Source organism: Brevibacillus sp. HB1.1 (assembly GCF_013332445.1).
In the GTDB taxonomy this organism is placed as follows: domain Bacteria; phylum Bacillota; class Bacilli; order Brevibacillales; family Brevibacillaceae; genus Brevibacillus; species Brevibacillus porteri.
Map to the genome: position 1 here is coordinate 45859 of NZ_JABMIV010000002.1, position 17983 is coordinate 63841.

At 44.0% G+C, this 17983-nt stretch carries 17 protein-coding genes; 12 read left to right on the forward strand and 5 right to left on the reverse strand.

Features of this window, described 5'->3' with window-relative positions:
* Positions 1–209: 209 nt before the first annotated feature.
* The 4 genes from HPY27_RS05255 (at position 210) to HPY27_RS05270 (ending at position 4913) form a co-directional block, all read left to right on the forward strand.
* Positions 210–422, forward strand: coding sequence for a hypothetical protein (locus HPY27_RS05255; RefSeq protein WP_017248895.1), 213 nt, complete (start codon positions 210–212; stop codon positions 420–422).
* Positions 423–502: 80 nt separating this feature from the next.
* Positions 503–3016, forward strand: a complete 2514-nt coding sequence (locus tag HPY27_RS05260) for a hypothetical protein (protein ID WP_174224487.1) — start codon at positions 503–505, stop codon at positions 3014–3016.
* Positions 3017–3271: 255 nt separating this feature from the next.
* The gene (locus HPY27_RS05265; RefSeq protein WP_173621906.1) at positions 3272–4471 is read left to right on the forward strand and encodes an MFS transporter; all 1200 of its coding nucleotides are present in this window, start codon (positions 3272–3274) and stop codon (positions 4469–4471) included.
* Between the two features lie 76 nt (positions 4472–4547).
* Positions 4548–4913 (forward strand): MerR family transcriptional regulator, encoded by a 366-nt coding sequence (locus tag HPY27_RS05270; protein WP_069844919.1) that lies wholly within the window; start codon positions 4548–4550, stop codon positions 4911–4913.
* Positions 4914–4960: 47 nt separating this feature from the next.
* On the opposite strand, the gene HPY27_RS05275 is transcribed toward HPY27_RS05270, so the two are convergent.
* Positions 4961–5719: an SDR family oxidoreductase gene (locus HPY27_RS05275; protein WP_017248891.1), complete on the reverse strand. Its 759-nt coding sequence runs from the start codon at positions 5717–5719 to the stop codon at positions 4961–4963.
* A gap of 150 nt (positions 5720–5869) precedes the next feature.
* Between HPY27_RS05275 and HPY27_RS05280 the strand changes: the two genes are divergently transcribed.
* The 5 genes from HPY27_RS05280 to HPY27_RS05300 are packed head-to-tail and all read left to right on the forward strand — an operon-like array spanning position 5870 to position 8865.
* Positions 5870–6301 carry a hypothetical protein gene (locus HPY27_RS05280; RefSeq protein WP_173621904.1) on the forward strand — a complete coding sequence of 144 codons (432 nt, stop codon included), beginning with the start codon at positions 5870–5872 and terminating at the stop codon, positions 6299–6301.
* A 16-nt stretch (positions 6302–6317) separates the two neighbouring features.
* Complete coding sequence (locus tag HPY27_RS05285; RefSeq protein ID WP_174224488.1) at positions 6318–6776, forward strand: DUF2628 domain-containing protein; 459 nt, start codon at positions 6318–6320, stop codon at positions 6774–6776.
* Between the two features lie 32 nt (positions 6777–6808).
* Positions 6809–7210, forward strand: a complete 402-nt coding sequence (locus HPY27_RS05290) for a hypothetical protein (protein ID WP_017248888.1) — start codon at positions 6809–6811, stop codon at positions 7208–7210.
* A 32-nt stretch (positions 7211–7242) separates the two neighbouring features.
* The gene (locus HPY27_RS05295) at positions 7243–7884 is read left to right on the forward strand and encodes a hypothetical protein (RefSeq protein WP_017248887.1); all 642 of its coding nucleotides are present in this window, start codon (positions 7243–7245) and stop codon (positions 7882–7884) included.
* A 45-nt stretch (positions 7885–7929) separates the two neighbouring features.
* Positions 7930–8865, forward strand: a complete 936-nt coding sequence (locus tag HPY27_RS05300; RefSeq protein WP_174224489.1) for a DUF4261 domain-containing protein — start codon at positions 7930–7932, stop codon at positions 8863–8865.
* A gap of 117 nt (positions 8866–8982) precedes the next feature.
* On the opposite strand, the gene HPY27_RS30045 is transcribed toward HPY27_RS05300, so the two are convergent.
* Together HPY27_RS30045 and HPY27_RS30050 are read right to left on the reverse strand one after the other, a co-directional pair.
* Positions 8983–9294, reverse strand: coding sequence for a hypothetical protein (locus HPY27_RS30045; RefSeq protein WP_254612831.1), 312 nt, complete (start codon positions 9292–9294; stop codon positions 8983–8985).
* Between the two features lie 56 nt (positions 9295–9350).
* Positions 9351–9878, reverse strand: a complete 528-nt coding sequence (locus tag HPY27_RS30050; RefSeq protein WP_254612832.1) for a hypothetical protein — start codon at positions 9876–9878, stop codon at positions 9351–9353.
* A gap of 120 nt (positions 9879–9998) precedes the next feature.
* On the opposite strand from HPY27_RS30050, the gene HPY27_RS05310 reads away from it, so the two are divergent.
* Complete coding sequence (locus HPY27_RS05310; protein WP_174224490.1) at positions 9999–11936, forward strand: hypothetical protein; 1938 nt, start codon at positions 9999–10001, stop codon at positions 11934–11936.
* A 187-nt stretch (positions 11937–12123) separates the two neighbouring features.
* Here HPY27_RS05310 and HPY27_RS05315 read toward each other — a convergent pair whose 3' ends face one another.
* Positions 12124–13155, reverse strand: a complete 1032-nt coding sequence (locus tag HPY27_RS05315) for a YkvI family membrane protein (protein ID WP_174224491.1) — start codon at positions 13153–13155, stop codon at positions 12124–12126.
* Positions 13156–13310: 155 nt separating this feature from the next.
* The gene (locus tag HPY27_RS05320; RefSeq protein WP_174224492.1) at positions 13311–14705 is read right to left on the reverse strand and encodes a hypothetical protein; all 1395 of its coding nucleotides are present in this window, start codon (positions 14703–14705) and stop codon (positions 13311–13313) included.
* Positions 14706–14939: 234 nt separating this feature from the next.
* On the opposite strand from HPY27_RS05320, the gene HPY27_RS05325 reads away from it, so the two are divergent.
* Positions 14940–16241, forward strand: coding sequence for an AAA family ATPase (locus tag HPY27_RS05325; RefSeq protein WP_174224493.1), 1302 nt, complete (start codon positions 14940–14942; stop codon positions 16239–16241).
* 12 nt (positions 16242–16253) lie between these two features.
* Positions 16254–17972, forward strand: coding sequence for a hypothetical protein (locus HPY27_RS05330; protein ID WP_174224494.1), 1719 nt, complete (start codon positions 16254–16256; stop codon positions 17970–17972).
* Positions 17973–17983 lie beyond the last annotated feature (11 nt).

Here is a 17983-nt window from a genome sequence, read left to right on the forward strand (position 1 = left end):
CTCTTTTTTTATGGAAAGGAAGGGTGACCCAATGAACAAAGCACTTCAGTACGTCAGAATGCAAGCGGAACAACGGTATTGGAAGGTACGCTTCTGATTCCGAATGCTTCAGGTAAACATCCTGCAATTGTGTTGGTACACGGGTCCAACTCTTCTGAACGGGAAAAGTATCGACAAGAAGCCGAAACGGGACATGGGTAGCCTCATTAGTGGCATCACAATCACAGAATGAAGTAGGCTACCTGATTACAGTTGGTGCAGTTGGTGTCAAGCCTGTCCAGCAGCAGTCATGGTTGCTTGAAAACAGGCTGAATGATCAAGGCGTAACATCGAAAGCAATGGTCCGCTCCATCACGCTGCATGGGTTGAAGTTTGCCGTCTCAGCAGGGATGTTTCTTTGTCTAAAGAGTGATTATTCTTAAAATTAACAATTTTATACCCCTCACCTTACACATTTAATTATATAATTACTTAAAAACCAAATTTTACCAGGAGGGGCTTTATGAAAAAAATCTCATTTTTTCTTCTTATTATCTTATTTTTGACTTCTATCTTTATCACTCCAGATCTTACCTATGCCAAACAATTGCCTATATCTCAAAACAATATAACAAAATTGGTTATTCATTCTTCAATCAACAAACTTACGATTCGAGGCACTCCTAATGCTAGTTCTATAGATGCTCATTTAACAACTATCAATAATCCTGATAATATAGACTTTAATTTAACGCAAGATAAGGATATAGCATATTTATCAATAAATCGAAAGGTTGAAAAAAAAGAAATAATAGATTTATTAATTACTTTGCCACCCTACTTAAATATCGAAATTGTTGATAAAAAAAGCATCCTTGAATTATATGATCTTTCTGGAGAAGTATCTATTATGGATAATGAAGAAGACATTTATATTGAAAATACTAGTAATTTATCAATAAAAGACAAATCAGGGAATATAAAAGTCAATAATCGTAACCTTTTGGATGCTCCAAGCTCAAATCAAACATTAGATATAGAGGATGGCTCTGGTAGTATTGACTTAAGAAATATGAATAGTTCCATAAAAATAGCAGATAGATCCGGCGATGTTCATGTTAGCAGAGTCCATGGTCATGTTGATATTACAAATGATGCTGGTAATATAACTGTTAAAGATGTTACACAAAAAGTTATTATTGATGATGGATCCGGTGATATAAATGTTGAAAGAGTTGGGAACTTAATTCTTAAAGAAACTGGCTCTGGAAACGTAACCTATGATAAAGAACTGCCTATCCCTTCTCCCTCGCTTAGACTCAGTTCAATGAGTAATAGGTATGAGGGCATTTATATACAAAAAGATGGTGGCGAAAAAACTCCATTTCATTCACCAACACCAATTGATATAGAACCAAATTCAAATATAGTCATTTCTATTTCAAACTATAAAAATTCAACATTTGATAATTTTCATTTTGATACAGACTCAAGTTCACTTATCCCTAGTTTAATTAGAAATATAGGGGAAGGCGCCTCAGTTACGATAAATATTGATAATAGCGCCAATGTAGAACTTTTCAATACTCTTATTGTAGGAGAAAAAAACTACGATGAAAATGATAATCTTCTTGAAGATACAACTTCTATAGAGCCTGCTTTCATTAAAGATTTAATAATTGGGACGATTGCTTCTAAAAGTAGTGTAAACGTAAATATCAATAATTCAGCAAATGTTACTTTAGCTAATAATGACTCTACATTACATATTGGGGGTGGAAGTTTGATTGAAAGTGTTATAAATGTACTTTCTGATTCAGGTTCCACAACTATTAACTCTGAAGAGATTAATGTGAATATTAACAATAGCGCTAATATTAAATCGAAATCAGGGGGAAATATGGGAATACTCAGTATATATAAAGGGCAATTAATTAATGAAATTGTAGATGGTAGAGTCATCTCGAATAGCAAAATAAATCTTAATATTGAAAATTCTAGCAACGTATCATCAAAATCAATTACCATTATGGATGGTGAATTAATCGATGAATTAATTGACTCTGAAGACATTAATTCTAGTGAAATTGAAGTGAAATTTGTTGATACTGGAAACGTTAATGCACTGACTAAGGTAGAAGTAAAAGATGGTGAACTTATTGATGAAATGCTTGATATGGAAAATATGTATACTTCAACTGTACATGTAAATTTATTAAGGACTTCAAATGTTACTAGTCCCCTATTATCTGTTTATGAAGGTGAGTTAATTGATGAAACCTTAGACGGTGAGGGGTATTATACTTCGAATATTCAAATAAATTTTAATGATTCTTCCAATTTTTATGGGAAACAGTTGTTTATTGAAGAAGGTGAATTAGTTGACGAGGTAATCGATAGTGAAATTTCTAATGCGTCTACCATAAAAATAAATCTGAACAATACTAGTAATATAGATTGTGAAGAAGTAAAAATTATCGAAGGTGAACTTATTGATGAAACTGTGGATATTGAGGATGATTTTACGAATACGGTTATGGATCTTACCATGACCTCATCGGCTAAAGTTTCTGGAAATAAACTTGAAATTATTGGTGGTGAATTAGTTGATGAGATAGTAGATGCAGCTAATGGTATACGAAGTAGCGTTAATGTTTCTATCAATGATACAGGAAATTTCGACAAAAAGGGGTCTCAACTAAGCGAGGTTCTCATAACAGATGGTGAATTAATGGATGAAATTTTAGATGTAAGTGAATCTATTTCTATGTCGAGTGGAAATGTAAATATTGAATCAACAGGAAATGTCACTTCTAATAAAGTTATCCTTACAGACAGCCAATTAATGGATGAAATAGTTGATGGAACTTATGTCGGGGTAAGTGCACTTCATATAAATGCTACCAATTCAGCTAACGCAAAAACTCCTTCGTTAACCCTTCTAGGTGATAGTATTTTACTCCCGCCTATTGATATTGACTCTATAGAACGATCAAATATTATTTATCATGTAAAAAATTCTGGAGTTCACATATAAACTTTTTCTTCTAGCTTATGTTTTCTGGAGAAGAGCACCATTTAAAAGATAGTCCTACACCTTGCAAAAGCAAGTTAGGTGAAGGCTATCTTTTTTTTCAGAACTTCGTGATGGATTTTTATTATTTCCCAAGACTAACCACAAACAAAATCCGTTTCGGGGCATAAACTCTCCGTTCTTAGGTAGTAGCGGTCACGCATTTCTTTTACCATTTTTATTAAAAAGCCGTGCGCTTTGGAAGGAGAAGGATGTGCGATGTTTCGAATCCGTTTTAGTATATTTTTGAGTGTATTTGTGGCGATGGTGGGGTTGATGATTATTGCCCCTGTAATGCCGCCGCTTATACGTGAATTAGGCCTCAGTGAAATTCACTCTGGCCTCATTATTTCACTCGGTTCTATTGCAATGGCGGTGATGGCACCTGTCTGGGGGCGGTTAAGCGATCTCAAAGGAAGGAAAGCGGTCATTGTCATTGGTTTCCTCGGAATGTTTGTGAGTTATGTCTTGTTCACAGCGACTATGTACGCAGGATTATCGCAGGTAATCAGTGGCGGGCTACTCGTTGTATTGCTTATTGTGGCACGCGGATTGATCGGTATGTTTATCCCAGCGGTTCCATCTGCAGCGCAGGCGTATATAGCGGATGTCACGAGCGAAAATGGTCGAGCGGCAGGAATGGCCTTAATCGGTGCAGCCAATGGGATGGGTCTCGTTCTTGGTCCAGCGATTGCTGCCGCCTTTGCGCTAATCGGTCTGATTTGGCCGTTATACATTGGTGCAGTGTTGCCGATTGTCGCATTAGGTATCGTGTGCTTCTTGATTCCAGCTCAAAAACCCATTATTCACGAAAAACCTCCCAAGGTGAAACCTTTTCAGAAAGGTCTCCCCTTATATTTGTTTGCCGGTTTGGCAACGATGCTCAGCATTATCACCTTACAAGTCGTTGGAGGATTTTATTTTCAGGATCAGTTGTCTTTGACAACAAAGGAAACCGCCAGAATGTTATCAGTAGGCCTTATGATTTCTGGTGTAGCGATGATTGTCACACAAGGACTGCAAATGAAAAATCCAAAATGGCAACCAAGATCGCTCATTCTTTTTGGGGCAGTGCTCTTACTAATCAGCTTGGCTCTCTTTCTTTTCTTTATCAATGTGATCGTCTATTACGTAGCATTTTTCTTGTTTGGTGTTGGAGCTGGGCTTATGATGCCAGGGTTTATGGCAGGGGCTTCCCTTGCTGTTGCTCGTGAACAGCAAGGAGGCGTAGCGGGACTTGTGGCATCGGTCCAAGGAATTTCCGCTGTCATCGCACCGATTCTCAGCACAAGCCTGTACCAGCTGAATAAGCACCTGCCTTTTGCCGTAGTAGCATTAGTTGTGATGCTGATGGGAGCGACATTGCTTTTCGTCAAAAGCAGGTCAAAAATCAACGAAAATACAATGATAGATTCGTAATCAAAAACGATATGGATACCTGACATTCTGGCATATAATGGGGATAGCATACTCATACGAGGAGGTCCTTTGCTCCGTGAAAATAAGCGAGTTATCCCAATTAACCAATGTCAGTACCCGGTCGATCCGTCATTATGAAGAAAAGGGCTTGCTACAGGCAGAACGACTGGAAAATGATTACCGCCATTTCAATGAATCGGCAGTCAAGCGCGTCAAGATGATTCAACTTTACTTGAAGCTGGGGTTAACGGCGGATGAAATCAGAACGTTGTTCAGAGGGGAAGCAGCATCTCCCGATGATTACGAATATTGCGAGGAAATGCTGGCGATTTACGAACAAAAGCTCAGCAAAGTGAACGAACAGATTGAGGCACTCCAGGAGTGGAAGAAAACGCTCGAGAGGCAAATATCCATTACCCGTGGAAAAAAGGTTACGAGCTAGTTCATAGTCACGGCCCCGAAGTGATCAGCTGCTTCGGGGCCGTCTTATTACAACGAATGTAGGTTTTGCCCGATACCACCATCCACAGTTAACCTCGCACCAGTCGTAAAGGTAGCGTCAAAGGCGAGGAAAAGCACGGCTTTCGCCACTTCTTCTGATGAACCATGACGTTTCATTGGTGTAACCTTATCGCCAAGCTCCTGGAAGGTAGCGCGTTCTGCATCTGTGAATCCGGCAACTCCCATGGAAGGCGTATCAATGAAACCGGGACTCACGACATTGACGCGAATACCCTTGTCTAGCAGCTCCACCGCAAACCCGGAGGCCAAGGAACGCAATGCCGCTTTGGATGCACTGTAAACGCTCATGCCGGGGTAGCCGCCTTCATCTGCTACAGAAGATGTAAAAACGATCGCACCTCCTTCATGAATAAGCGGCGCCAAGCGTTGGACGGTAAAAAATGCCCCTTTCGTATTTACCTCAAAAATCCGATCGTAGGTCTCCTCAGTGACTTCCAAAAACGGTTCCAGAATGGAAGTGCCTGCATTCACATGGAGAAAATCGATCTTGCCAAAATGCTTTTCCACATCGTCTCCGAATGCTTGCACATCCTTCATGTTCGATACATCAGACACCACAACATGTGCCCGTTCGCCCAGCTCACGTTTTGCTTCTTCGGCATTTTTCGGATTGCGACCAGAGACGATGACCTCGGCGCCACCTGCCAGTAATGCTTTTGCCACGGCCAAGCCCATGCCATGTGTCCCTCCAGTTACGACTGCTTTTTTCCCTGTATAGTTGTTCATTTTTGTTCCTCCTTGAGTGAATGAGTTATCTTTCTGCATGTAGTCTAAACGTTTACGCTAATGTGAAGGTCAAGTGAGATTTGGCATCAGTATTTAGAAGGTAGACATAAAAAGACACTAGGCTCGTCCAACGAGTGTCTGTTTGCGTAGATGGAAAATGCATATCACGATCCCATCAACAATTGGGTTGCAGTCGAATGGCTTGGCTATTTTTGGTATAATGAGTGGGCGTTGCGGCTTGGATTCAAATTTGAAATGGAAGTGGCTGTCGTGTTCATGATCAACCTGGAGGATTTTCCTCACAACAAAGAGAGTCTTCTTCGACTACTTGAAAAATCAAGAACAAGTAAACTTTCCCATGAAGAAATGGCAAAATGGTGTTGGCTGTTTTGGTCTAGATGGCGCTCAGATGAAGAAGATTTATTTACGAAAACAGACGAGGAGACAATCGATACAGCAATTGAGATCGGAGAATGTTGGGTGGACAGACCTCAGAATGGAAGCCAAATCATCATTTTCGATGAGGAACAAATAGAAAAATGGATAAGTCAATTAAAAGAGGATCGAGATAAAGATAAATAGCTTTGGAGGAGAAAGCTTGGAGACACATCTTACCTTGAATTTCTTGTCCGCCTATGTCCACCATCATAAATACTATTTGGAGGCTTGGCGGGCGAAAGGACTCTCATGGAATTGGGGAGCAGCACTTTTTGGCGTAGCATGGTTTGCCTATCGGAAGATGTATGGATGGGCGACCGTTATTTATTTGGTGAACCTCTTTGTGGGTTTTGCCTTAGGTGCAATGGCACTCGATGATGCTACCTTTAATGAAGTGTACATACTCTTTGCATTATTTCAACGAGCGATATTTGGACTAACCAGCAATTTTTTATACTATGTGTCGGCTGTTCGGAAAATAAAAAAAGCGCACAGTAAAAACGCCATGCTTGATATAGAAGATACACGAAAGCTTGGTGGCGTTAGTGTTCGCGGTGTAGTTGTGGTTGTGTTGGTCAATATTGGCTTTAGTCTGCTAGATGTACTACTCACATCGTGAAGAGAATTTTCTCACATGGGGAGGGAGATAGCATGGGTGTAGCTTATAAGCTGCATTGTGAACGTTGCTCATACAACCAAAATGTGTACATGGGCGTTGGATTCAGATATGGTTATTTGAGCGAAATCGAAGAATGGTTCGAGGATCCAGCTGGCAAGGAGCGAATCCGAGAATTTATGAAGGACGATCGTACAAAGTATAACTGCTTCCATGGTCTATATGTTTGCGAAAAATGCAAATACCTGCTAAATGCCCACTATTTGCACTTGCAGTCGGACACTGATTCGTATTTACAAAGCTATGATTGTCCACGGTGTTCAGAGAAAATGCCATCTATACCGATTGACAAGGAGCTGGATCAAGGGTATTCGCCGACTTGTCCCGAATGCGGGGAGGAAAAGTTGTCCGTGGAAGGTTTTTTGGATTGGGATTAGGGGGAGTATCTAAATCGTAAAGGTGGATGCAAATGAAAAGTTGGCCAAATACTTTCCTACAACCTGAAGTATTAAAACAGCGCATGCTCGTCTTGAGTGCTCTGGATATTCTAATGTGCCAGGAGGAATGGCTGCGCAGATATCAGTTCGCTCCACAATGGGACGAAAACACAACATTCGCTAGCATTAACAACGGAGCAGGCGACGATCTTTACATCCTGTTCACCCCCGAGGGCGTTATTGTAAAAGGGTTTGATCATGAATCGGAAATGAGTCCTCATGCCAGGGAAGAATACGAGGTTTGGCCTGGTATCTATGAGCAAGTCCCTCCCGCTTTGCTTCATCGACTCGATGACGAAGCGCTTACCAAAGAGGATGTTACGTTTTGCTTATGGCGAGAATCTACTGATCACGTGTGGAAAACGGGAGACGTACATAATCCGCAAGGGCTGGATGACGGATCAGATTTTCTACTTGGGATGATATATGATATTCCAGAAGACTATGTAGAGTGGGCAGAGGCTTACTACGAGGTGAAGGTTTCGCTTGATGTAGTTGGTTACACGTTTTCAAATACTGCCATTACCGAAGAAATGATTACGGAGCTGAATCCGGAAGTTGATCTGGAACTCGCGATCAAGGAACTTCAAGCGATTGGATTTACAGTTACGTAAAGTACGCCATGACTGATAAAAATACAATGGAAAGAAGATGACGATATGCCAAAAGGTATGTATTCTCAAGGGGTTGCCGTCCTGCTGTCAACGGCGGTTCCGATTCACAAAATAGCAGACATGCTCAAGGATCAATTTGAAATTGCCAACATCATGGAAACGTTCGACCAATGGGTGTTCAGCGGCCCTAGCTTGCTTATTCCGTATCGTCCAGAAGTAAACGGATATATTCAGGTCGATGTCGTCGATAAGCCTTGGCCGGATGCAATGGGAGACCCGGCAGAAGATACGATGCTGTTTGGGGCTTGGTCGATGGGCTTTTTCGGACCGTTTACATTCTCGAATAGCCTGGAGCGGGCAGCTCAGCAGTCGTGGGGATATCCCGAAGGGCGGCAAGCTGCATCCGAGCACAAAGCGTTTCTCCGTATTCGTTCTTCTTTCGTGTTGGGAGAGTCGAACGATCAGGCTCCTGTACTGCCTGAGGATTATGAAGCGCTCCCGGAGTTGATGACTGTCACTGCCATTGCTGAGTCGCTGATGAAAATGCCAGAAGCCCTTTGCTTTTTTAATCCGAATGGGGAGTGCCTCGCGTCTGGCGAGCTGATGCAAGAGCTGAATCTACGCTATGAGCAAATACAGCTCCTTCCGCTGGAGCTGTGGTCCAATGTCCGGTTGTTCAATCTTCCAGAAGGATGGCTCTTGATGGATACCGTCGGCATGCAGCAGTTGGATGCGATCGATCATGAGGCGGTATTTAATGGGGATGCCTACGATCCGAATGAGGTCGCGAGTTTCCTGCGGAATATATCGAACTATGTATATGAGAATGGTCCTGTTATCAATGACGGAGATACTACCGATGGGCCGGGTGAAGAAATTTGGAAGTGTGTCTTGCTGGAGGAAGGGTTGGCAAGCCCACCGCGTGATGTGCTTCGGTGGTATCCGTTGGATGGAAGGGAAAAGCCTGCTGGATTGGAATAATCACTTGGTAGTACAAGGAACTTAATAGGAAAAAGCACGACCATCCCCCTGTTTCAGGGGATGGTCGTGCTTTTATTTGTTAGTATGAGAATTTAAGAGAAGCCAGGCTCACTGTACCTACTTATTTGAAATCTCCTCATAGATCAGCTTGCCGTCATGCGTATACACGCCAATCTTTTTGGTCCCCGAGATGGTGTACTCGATGGCAACGGTCTCATTCGTAGGGGTGATCAGCAATTGATGTGGAAAGTTGAAGCTTTGATTGTTAGCTGTGTTCGCAATGATCTGGGAATCAGTATGAAACAATTGTCCCGTCTGCTTGAGCTCTTTCATTAGTTCTGGCTTATTTAGCACATATTGTTGAGGGGAGACGACTTTATCTGCCGCATTAATTTTGGCAAAGGTATATTGCTTGTTGGCTTTCGTCACAGCGAGAAAGTGACCATCGGGTGTTGGGTGGATAAACGCATACTTTTTGGAAGCAATTAGAATGGATGATCCGCGTCCGAAAACTTCTTGGTAATTTTCCCTGTTTTGGCATTGTACAGATACGGCAGGTTTCCCGGATAGTCCGTGCCCGTAAACCATTCCCCATGTATTTGCTTGAAAGCAACATCGCAACAGGTACCCATCAGTGAAACGTTGCCCTGCTTATCGTAGACCAAATATTCCACATGCTTAAAAAAGCTGCCATTATAAAAATAACCGTACCCATTTCGGAGCGGGTACACTTCACTTTTATAAGCGAGATAATTGCTTTTTATTACTTTTCCAGACGGTGAAACCAATGACATGGTGTAAGCCTTTGGAGGTGAATCGTGCTTGTAAAGTGGTTGCTTCGTGAAAAGAAAGAATGGCTCTGTCAAATGAGACGGGATTTGCAGGTTTTGATACACCACTGGTAATTGCGGTTCGCTTGATGGGTCTTGCTGTTCTTCGGCCTTGATTGGCGAAGTAGAGAAGAAGGTGAGGAACAGAACGAGCATGGTTTTTAATAAGGTAGAAAATTTCACGATAGGTATTCCTTTCTAGTAGGTTGATGAGTTGGGCCGTAATCTATGACGTTTCAACTGTGACAAATGTTACCATTCGTGTAAAAATGAAATCCAAAATCTCGAAAGGAGGCTACGAATATGCCTGACGGTGACAAATTGTCAGAAACAGCGAAGGCTTTTATTCGCCAATGTACGAGAAGGGCAACCATTACGGACAGAGAGCAAGTAAGAAAAATCCTCCAACAGCATGGAATTCCAGCCTTTAACGCTTTGTTGGATGTGCAGGAAAAGTACGGGGGATTGAGCTATTCATTTGGGGGTGAGATCGACAATAGTTTTTGCATAGAAATATGGGGGGATTTTGCTCATCGAGATGGTGAGGAACGGAGAATACCAGCGGTTTTGAATTTTGAAGGACAAACGCTGGTAGAGTGTTTTCATGTGATGGATGATCGGTTGAGTAAGGCTGGTTATATAGATGAGGACGGCAGGTTGTATACGCTACACTATACTAAATTTCAAGTATTTGCCGAAAATATCGAGGAACTGTTAGAGAGTGAAAGTGTCAAATACAGCCTGCTGCGAGAGAAAAAACAATGGGTAGTAAAACGGATAGAACAGTCAGGCGTTGAGCATTGGCTCTCAAGTATAGAACAGAAACCTATTCTTATTGAGCAGGCGAGTCAGGGATATCAAACGTGGTGGAAGAGTCACGATGGCAGGTTATATGTTCATGTTCGAAATGGAAGTGGAATATATGCGGTGGCTTATGCGATGGAAGTCGCTGATCTTACGCAGCTCGGTCTTAGCAGTTATTCCATTCTGCGTGGGTTTCCGTTTGATTGCTCCTACCAATATGATCGTGAATGTGCCGAAGTCAAGAATACGATGGAAATGTTTCATTTTCAATCTCGTTTATACAGAACCTGTGATTATTCCAGGATCACCGTTCCCCAGGTAAAGGAAGCGAAGGACATCTATTTGTATGTCACGGGACAGAAAACCTACGAAAGAGAGCGACCAATCGAAGACTTTTTATTGAAATTTCCTGGGCTTGTACTACCTAACGAAGATTTTGATCAAAGTCTGCTGGAGTTTGCTTTGTGCAATGGAGATGAACGGATTCTAATGCTGATCACGTATATAGCCAGCTTGGCAAATCACCATCATCATAGAAGTACTTCAGCTGAGAACAACGTGGATCATTTACTGTTCCATGAATATTTGCGACGGATCCACGTATTCATCGAAGCTCATCCAATGAACGTGCATCCATTGTACTTTCATCCCTATCGTGCAGCAGGTGTACCGGCTGAGCTTGATATCGATGAGAAAAATACAGTCGTGACAAGAATGAGGGGTAACCATGCACAAACCGTTAGTAAGTTAACGCTGTACTATATGACTTGTGCCAAAGAAGGGAATGAGATCGCTGCTCACATCTATCGAATCTATGAACCTATGCTTTTACTATATGCACTCGAAGGAAGTATACGTGTAGATCATGGACTTATTGAGGTTGGTGGCAGCGCCTTTCATCCCTCAAGTTGGCAGGTGAGGGCTGGTAAAGATCCATTCGATGTGTATCACAGAACAGCTGAAGCCTGGAAAAATCGGAATGTAGAGTATGCCATTGATCAAATCAAACGCGTGAAATGGGATAAGAAAACCGGGAATACGGTGGAGCGAGGCTTTGGTATGGCAAAAAGAAATGACGAAACGTTGAAAGCTGCATTCACTCATTTAGAGAGTCGTCTAGGAAAAGATCTTTCTGAATCACCTTTGGCTTCTGATCATACAGAACTCATTCTGGCAAAGCTATCCCATGACTACCCGCTCCTACAAACTGATGAAGGCGCCATCGCATACTTGATTTGCCAGCGATATCTAGGTTGGGCTCATTTAGTGGACCGAAAACATCCTGTCGCAACCAAAAGCCCGTGCTTGTACGAACCATTTATTGAAATACTTTATGAAGAGGAACAAATCGAGAAATGGGAAAGGAAGACGATGAATTTGATTCGGCTCATGGAACAGGAATCCATCGAAAAGTACGCGGAAGTACTGCGAAAGTAAAAAGATTGAGATAAGAAAACGCGAAATTTATATTTACTATTTCAATATTTGTTCGGTTTTTAATGAGGTTCTTTGTTGTTTGTTAAAAAAATTACGGGGGTAATACTTTTGTGCAGACCTTTCGATCACCTTAAATCCGAACGATATGGAAATGAATCCGGTATCGGGAATGTTCATCGTTTTCCAATCAAAACCGCTTTCTGAGTACATTCCCTGGAACCGAAATCCGACAAATCGTTGACAACCCCAAATACCCAAACAACGGATACAAAAACATGAGCAACTGACTGTACCCAATTAGGCACAATACGAAAGAAGTAGAGAATAAATACAAGTAAAGCCGCGATTCCGGAACGTCCAATAATTCACGCAACTGCTGACCAATCCCGAACACGTTCGAAATCAGTGTGGTAAAAATCTCGGAATAGAGCACGAAAACAAAGAACAGCTGGAGCCACTCGTTCCATTGGTCCGTTACAAAAAGAATGGGGATATTCATGAGACGGACATCGTCCCAGTTGGCCAACATAGCCGTATGGACGACGAGGAGCATGAATCCAAGCACGACCCCGCCAATGACGGCTGCCCGAAACAAAACGACCCTGTCGCGGATCGCATAGCCGATCGGGATGAGAACGGATTGGGCCATGGCCAAATTAAAGGACACGTATAAGACTGTTTTCCATAAGAAGGAGTAATCGGATGGGGTTGAAAGAGGCATGGGAGATTCTGCGGTGCCATCCAGCAAAATGAGAAGAGCGAATAATAACATGGACGGAACAACAATCGCATTCACGACGAGTAGTTGCTCCAACCCTTTTCGCAGAAGCAACAGAGCGAACAAAACGGTGGCTGTGGTCCCGATCAAATACGGAATGTCAAACTGCTCCTCTAAGACCGATCCCGCTCCTGCCAACATGACAGTCGTTACGCCAAAAAGGGTGAGAAAGACCAAAATATTCATCGCACGACCGATCATCGGTCCAAACAGTTTTTGATTAAAGGATTCATAGGAGGGTGTGCGCAATTGATGAGCGATTAGCATCATCTTGTAGCCCAGCCAAACAAAAAGAGATGTGGCGAGCAGGATGCCGATTGTTCCGGCATGGCCGTAGGCGGTGAAAAACGCGAGAATTTCTTGACCGCTCGCAAACCCGGCGCCTACGACGGTTCCAATGTACGTTGCTGCGACCTGGATACTTTTTCCCCACAACTTCATACTGGTTTTTTCCTTTCCCATCCAAATAGATGCTAGTACAAGTGTATGAGTTTCGGAGAAAAACAGAATGAGAAAACTTGTCTATCTCACACCCAACCAAGGAAAAAAAGCGAATGGCACGTGACCATTCGCTTTTTCGTTTAGAAACTGACATTTTACAAAAGAAACATGGCCACGATTGTCGTCACCAAAAGTCCGATCGCCACGGGATACAGATTTCGTCTCGCCAGCTCAAAAGGGTCTACGCCACAAATCGCCGCAGCCGGAATCAATGCCCAAGGAATGATCGTTCCACCGCCGACCCAGATGGCGGCAATTTGTCCTAGCGCTGTTAACGTAGCCGCACCGGCACCCAAAGCAGTTGCGAACAGCTGAGCCAAAGAGCCAGCTAGTGTAATCCCGGAGAAGCCTGAGCCATCCAGCCCTGTAATGACACCTACTGCGGATACAGTAAGAGCAGCTACTTCCTTGTTAATCGGAATCGTATGTGCAAGCGCCACGCCAAGGTCATTCACGATTCCATGTGAACCCTGCGGCAGGACCTCCCCAAACACCTTGATAAACCCACTGTCGCCCATATAAAAGAAGGCAGCAATCGGGATGACCGGACCAAATACTTTAAAGCCGAACTGAAAGCCTTGAATGAGATGTGTGGTTACCTGCTCGAGACCACTTTGCTTGTGCGCGAGCATCGTTGCGATGATGAGAATGAGCAAGGCGGTTCCGCCTACAAGCGCCGTTGCATCGCCTCCGCGTAAATCAAAAGCAAACATGGCCACGACATCGAGGATAAATAATACCGGCACAAGTCCAGCCAACGTACGACGCACGCCATCTGACAAAGGGACTCGTACGGAAGTAAAAACATCATCGGATACGACTGTCTCTTTGGGAGACGCAAGCACGCCGAGCTTCATGTCCTTTTTCAAATACCAGAATGCGATTGCAGTTGTCACAACACCCATAATGAAAACGAGAGGCACACTGGCTGTAATCACGTCCGAGACTGGAATTCCTGCAGCTTTGGCCGTTAAAGTAGGAGCCCCTTGAATAATAAAATCACCGGACAGTGCAATCCCGTGTCCAAACAAGTTCATCGAAACGGCGACACCCATCGTAGGCAAGCCAGCTCGCAATGCCACGGGCAACATGACAGCACCGATCAGTGCGACAGCTGGAGAAGGCCAGAAAAACCAGGAAATGACCATCATGACGATCCCGATCACCCAATAAGCCAATGTAGGATTTCGAACCAAATGGGTCATCGGTCGAATCATCGTTTCATTTACGCCCGTATCGGTCAAAACGTGACTCATGGCAACGATGATACAGATAACTAAAATCGTCGGCAATAGCTCGGTAATCGCATAGATGAAGCTGCCGAATATTCCACCGACGGCCGTTGTCACAGACCCTGTCGCGACGAAACCGAGGATCGCTATGCCCACGATACTAATCAGACTCGTATCTTTTCGCAAAACCATGACGAGAATAATGCCGATCACAAACAAGACGTACACACCATGTATCCACAAAAGCTCGATTCCCATGTCGCACCCTCCTTTTTCGTTACTCCGATGAAAGTACCTTGATGTCACAACATATGCGAAAAATAGGCCATGGGTGAACGCACATCCTAGAGCGGACAAGTGTATCAACGGAGAAACTGGCATTTTTGTCCATGATATGCCACTATTAATGAATGACGAATATTTGGGTTCCAAGCAAGAGAGGGGGATCGGCACATCGACGTCCTTAACCAGTTCGTCGTGCAGCCAACTACGATGAATTCGACTACACCCATCCAACGTAAAATGGACCAAGCAATTGAGCTTTTGGAGCGCCGTTTCCTGGAAAGAAGTGAATTGATTCGCCTTTTAATGCTCGGCATCATGAGCGGGGAAAATGCTTTGTTAATCGGTCCGCCGGGAACTGCGAAGTCTCAACTAGCACGGTCTGTCTCTCAGCTTTTTGGATCGGAACATTGGTTTGAGTATTTACTTACCCGTTTTACGACGCCCGATGAGATATTCGGTCCAGTCTCTCTTCAACAATTGAAACTGGATCAATACGTACGAAAAACAGCAGGCTATTTGCCTAACGCTCAGTTTGCGTTTTTGGACGAAATTTTCAAAGCGAACAGCGCGATTTTGAATGCGCTGCTTTCTATATTGAACGAACGAATTTATTTCAACGGCAGAGAAAAAGAGGAGGTTCCGTTGCAGTTCTTAATCGCTGCATCGAATGAACTTCCCGATGACGATGATCAATTGACCGCTCTGTATGACCGCTTCCTGTTCCGCTATGAGGTTCACTATTTGAAGCATGCTGCAAGCTATGAGCGCATGTTTTCAGTGCCAACGACGCCTCTTCCGGTTGTGTTCTCTCTGTATGACGTAAAGGATATTCAAGCGACAGCGAAGCAAGTGGTCATTCCAGAAACCATCATTTATTTCTTGTACCGTCTAAAACAAGACCTGGAAGCAAAAGAGTATGTGCTCTCCGACCGTCGCTGGAGCAAAATTGCGCATGTATGGCGTACTTCTGCCGCTTTGCATGGACGTGAGCAGGTGACAATCTGGGACACCGTTTTCACTCCGCATATGCTGTGGAATGTTCCTGAGGACTTGACGGTCATGCAAGAAGCGTTTGAACAACAATTTACGGAAATGCTGAAGAATGATATGGAGAACGAATTACCACTCCAACGCTTCGGACAAATTGCAGATAAATGGAAGGAAAAAGAATCGGAGCTGCATGCGTTCCAGTTTAAAAAGGAAGTGGGCGCAAAGCTGGGCAAGGAAGCGATGGAGCACAATGTCCGGTTGTTGGAGGAGAGTCGCGATGAGGTGGAAGAGACGGCGCGAGACTTTCGTAATCGTCTCATTCAGTGGGAGAAGCGGGAACACGATTTGCATGCCTATGTTCTGGAAAAAAACCGCTTGATTCCGCATGTAGAAAAATACGCGGTCAAATATTCGTACCTGCGAATTGAAGGCGAACGGATTTTGCAGCAGCTACAGCGCACGTATCGGACGATTTTTGACAAGGAAATCCCTGGGGCGGATTATGATTTTACGTTGTAGGGGGTAGTTCGTATGATCATTCGCGCTAGTGGTGTTGATCGCTATGTATTTGAAACATACCTCGCCTCTTCGCGCACTGCTCAGGAATGGGTTCATGAGGCGCGAACACGAGCAGCATGGTTTGATTTGGAGCTCTTGGCCGATTTTTTCCTCGTCTTTTATTTGGAAAAGCCGGAGATCGATCTGACGCAAGAATCCACTCCTTTTCATCATTGGATGATTCGTACGCTCATGAAGCAGTATTTTACACGCATGATTCATCCTCGTACAGTCGGGCAGGAAAGTGCGTCGTTCAAAACCGCAATCAAGGCCTTGTTGTGGCTGACAGAGACGTTTTCCGAGGAAGTGAAGCAGCGGGAGAAGGATCAGCGGCCCTCTCCGCTCTTGACTGGCTTAAAAGACCAGCAAGGTCAGGAAGGAAGTCAACAAGCACAGCTTTCCGAGCTACTGACAGAAAAACAAAAGACCAAGCTCGAGTTAGTTGGTTATACGCTTCAACAGGGGAAGCGGGTCGTGGAAGACAAGCAAGAGGCCATGGACACCAAGCCGTTAGTGCGGGCAGAGGTATTGTCGTTGCAAAATCGTATTACTGAGCTGCAAGAAGAAATGAAAGTCCAGTTCACGAAACGGACCAAGCTTCTGCAAAAGGTGAAAAAACTGGAGAGTGACCTCGCTCAGAGGGAAAAGCAGCTGGAACGACTCCAAAAGCAAGAGAAGGAAGCGATTGCCGCTTTTGAAAAAGAGCTGGGACAATGGCTGGAGCAATCGTTAAAGGCGACGCTATCCGCTGAAGAACTCGATACGCTTTTTGTTGAAGAGGTATTTACGGCCAGTCAGCGTTTTGCCAACCGAAGCTGGGGTCATGAGCTAGGCAAGCTGCGCAGGCAAAGCTTTGAGCAGTATTTGAAATGGATTGAGAAATTGAAGAGACATCCTGACCTGGTTGCTTTTCTGAACGAGGTAGGAAGGCAAGTTCATCGCTTTCGTGTGAAGCGCAAAGAAATTCGCTCCAGACATTTTCCTGAGGAATACTATGATTTGCGGCAATCGGGCGATATTGCACACATGCTGCCTGGTGAAGCCGTGCTTCTTGCTGATCCGGACTTCGAGAATTACTTCATGCTCAAATGGCTGGAGCAAAAGCTCATGACCTACGATACCTCGGGATGGGTGGAAGAACCGCCAAAAGGTCCGGTAATCTGTATGCTAGACACATCCCATTCGATGCGAGGAAGTAAGCTGCGGCTTGCGCAAATCTTCCTCATGACGTTTGCCGCCCTTTCGATGCTGGAAAAGCGTGATTTTATCCTCCTCTTGTTCGGGGCAAAAGGCGAGATCAAAGAGCAACCGCTTTATCACAAAAAACCTGATTGGCCTGCCTTCTACGGCTTGGCGCAAATGGCGTTTGGCGGTGGAACTCACTTTGACGCCCCGATGAAGCGAGCCATCGAGCTGGTTGAAAAGGAACAGGCGTGGCGTGGAGCAGATTTTGTCATGGTAACAGATGGAATTGGAGGCATTTCTCCTTATGTCCAAGAAAAGCTCATCTCTTTAGGCCAGCAGAAACAAGTTCGTTTGCACAGCTTGATTGTGGGTTCTGCGAGGCAGCATCTCGTACAAGCGTATGATTTGCTGGGCGTTTCTCACCGTGTCAAATTTGCGACGAGCTGGGAAGCGGATGGGGAAGAGAACACGGGACTACTCCTAGATGTATTTCAAACAGCCAAATAAGTGATTCGACG

Bases quoted from the DNA above. Each gene is read 5' to 3' on its own strand.
- HPY27_RS05290 (WP_017248888.1), top strand. From the start codon at position 6,809: ATGGGTGTAGCTTATAAGCTGCATTGTGAACGTTGCTCATACAACCAA.
- HPY27_RS05310 (WP_174224490.1), top strand. From the start codon at position 9,999: ATGCCTGACGGTGACAAATTGTCAGAAACAGCGAAGGCTTTTATTCGC.
- HPY27_RS05265 (WP_173621906.1), top strand. From the start codon at position 3,272: ATGTTTCGAATCCGTTTTAGTATATTTTTGAGTGTATTTGTGGCGATG.
- HPY27_RS05330 (WP_174224494.1), top strand. From the start codon at position 16,254: ATGATCATTCGCGCTAGTGGTGTTGATCGCTATGTATTTGAAACATAC.
- HPY27_RS05320 (WP_174224492.1), bottom strand. From the start codon at position 14,705: ATGGGAATCGAGCTTTTGTGGATACATGGTGTGTACGTCTTGTTTGTG.
- HPY27_RS05295 (WP_017248887.1), top strand. From the start codon at position 7,243: ATGAAAAGTTGGCCAAATACTTTCCTACAACCTGAAGTATTAAAACAG.
- HPY27_RS05280 (WP_173621904.1), top strand. From the start codon at position 5,870: ATGGAAAATGCATATCACGATCCCATCAACAATTGGGTTGCAGTCGAA.
- HPY27_RS05325 (WP_174224493.1), top strand. From the start codon at position 14,940: ATGAATTCGACTACACCCATCCAACGTAAAATGGACCAAGCAATTGAG.
- HPY27_RS05260 (WP_174224487.1), top strand. From the start codon at position 503: ATGAAAAAAATCTCATTTTTTCTTCTTATTATCTTATTTTTGACTTCT.
- HPY27_RS05275 (WP_017248891.1), bottom strand. From the start codon at position 5,719: ATGAACAACTATACAGGGAAAAAAGCAGTCGTAACTGGAGGGACACAT.
- HPY27_RS05315 (WP_174224491.1), bottom strand. From the start codon at position 13,155: ATGAAGTTGTGGGGAAAAAGTATCCAGGTCGCAGCAACGTACATTGGA.
- HPY27_RS05300 (WP_174224489.1), top strand. From the start codon at position 7,930: ATGCCAAAAGGTATGTATTCTCAAGGGGTTGCCGTCCTGCTGTCAACG.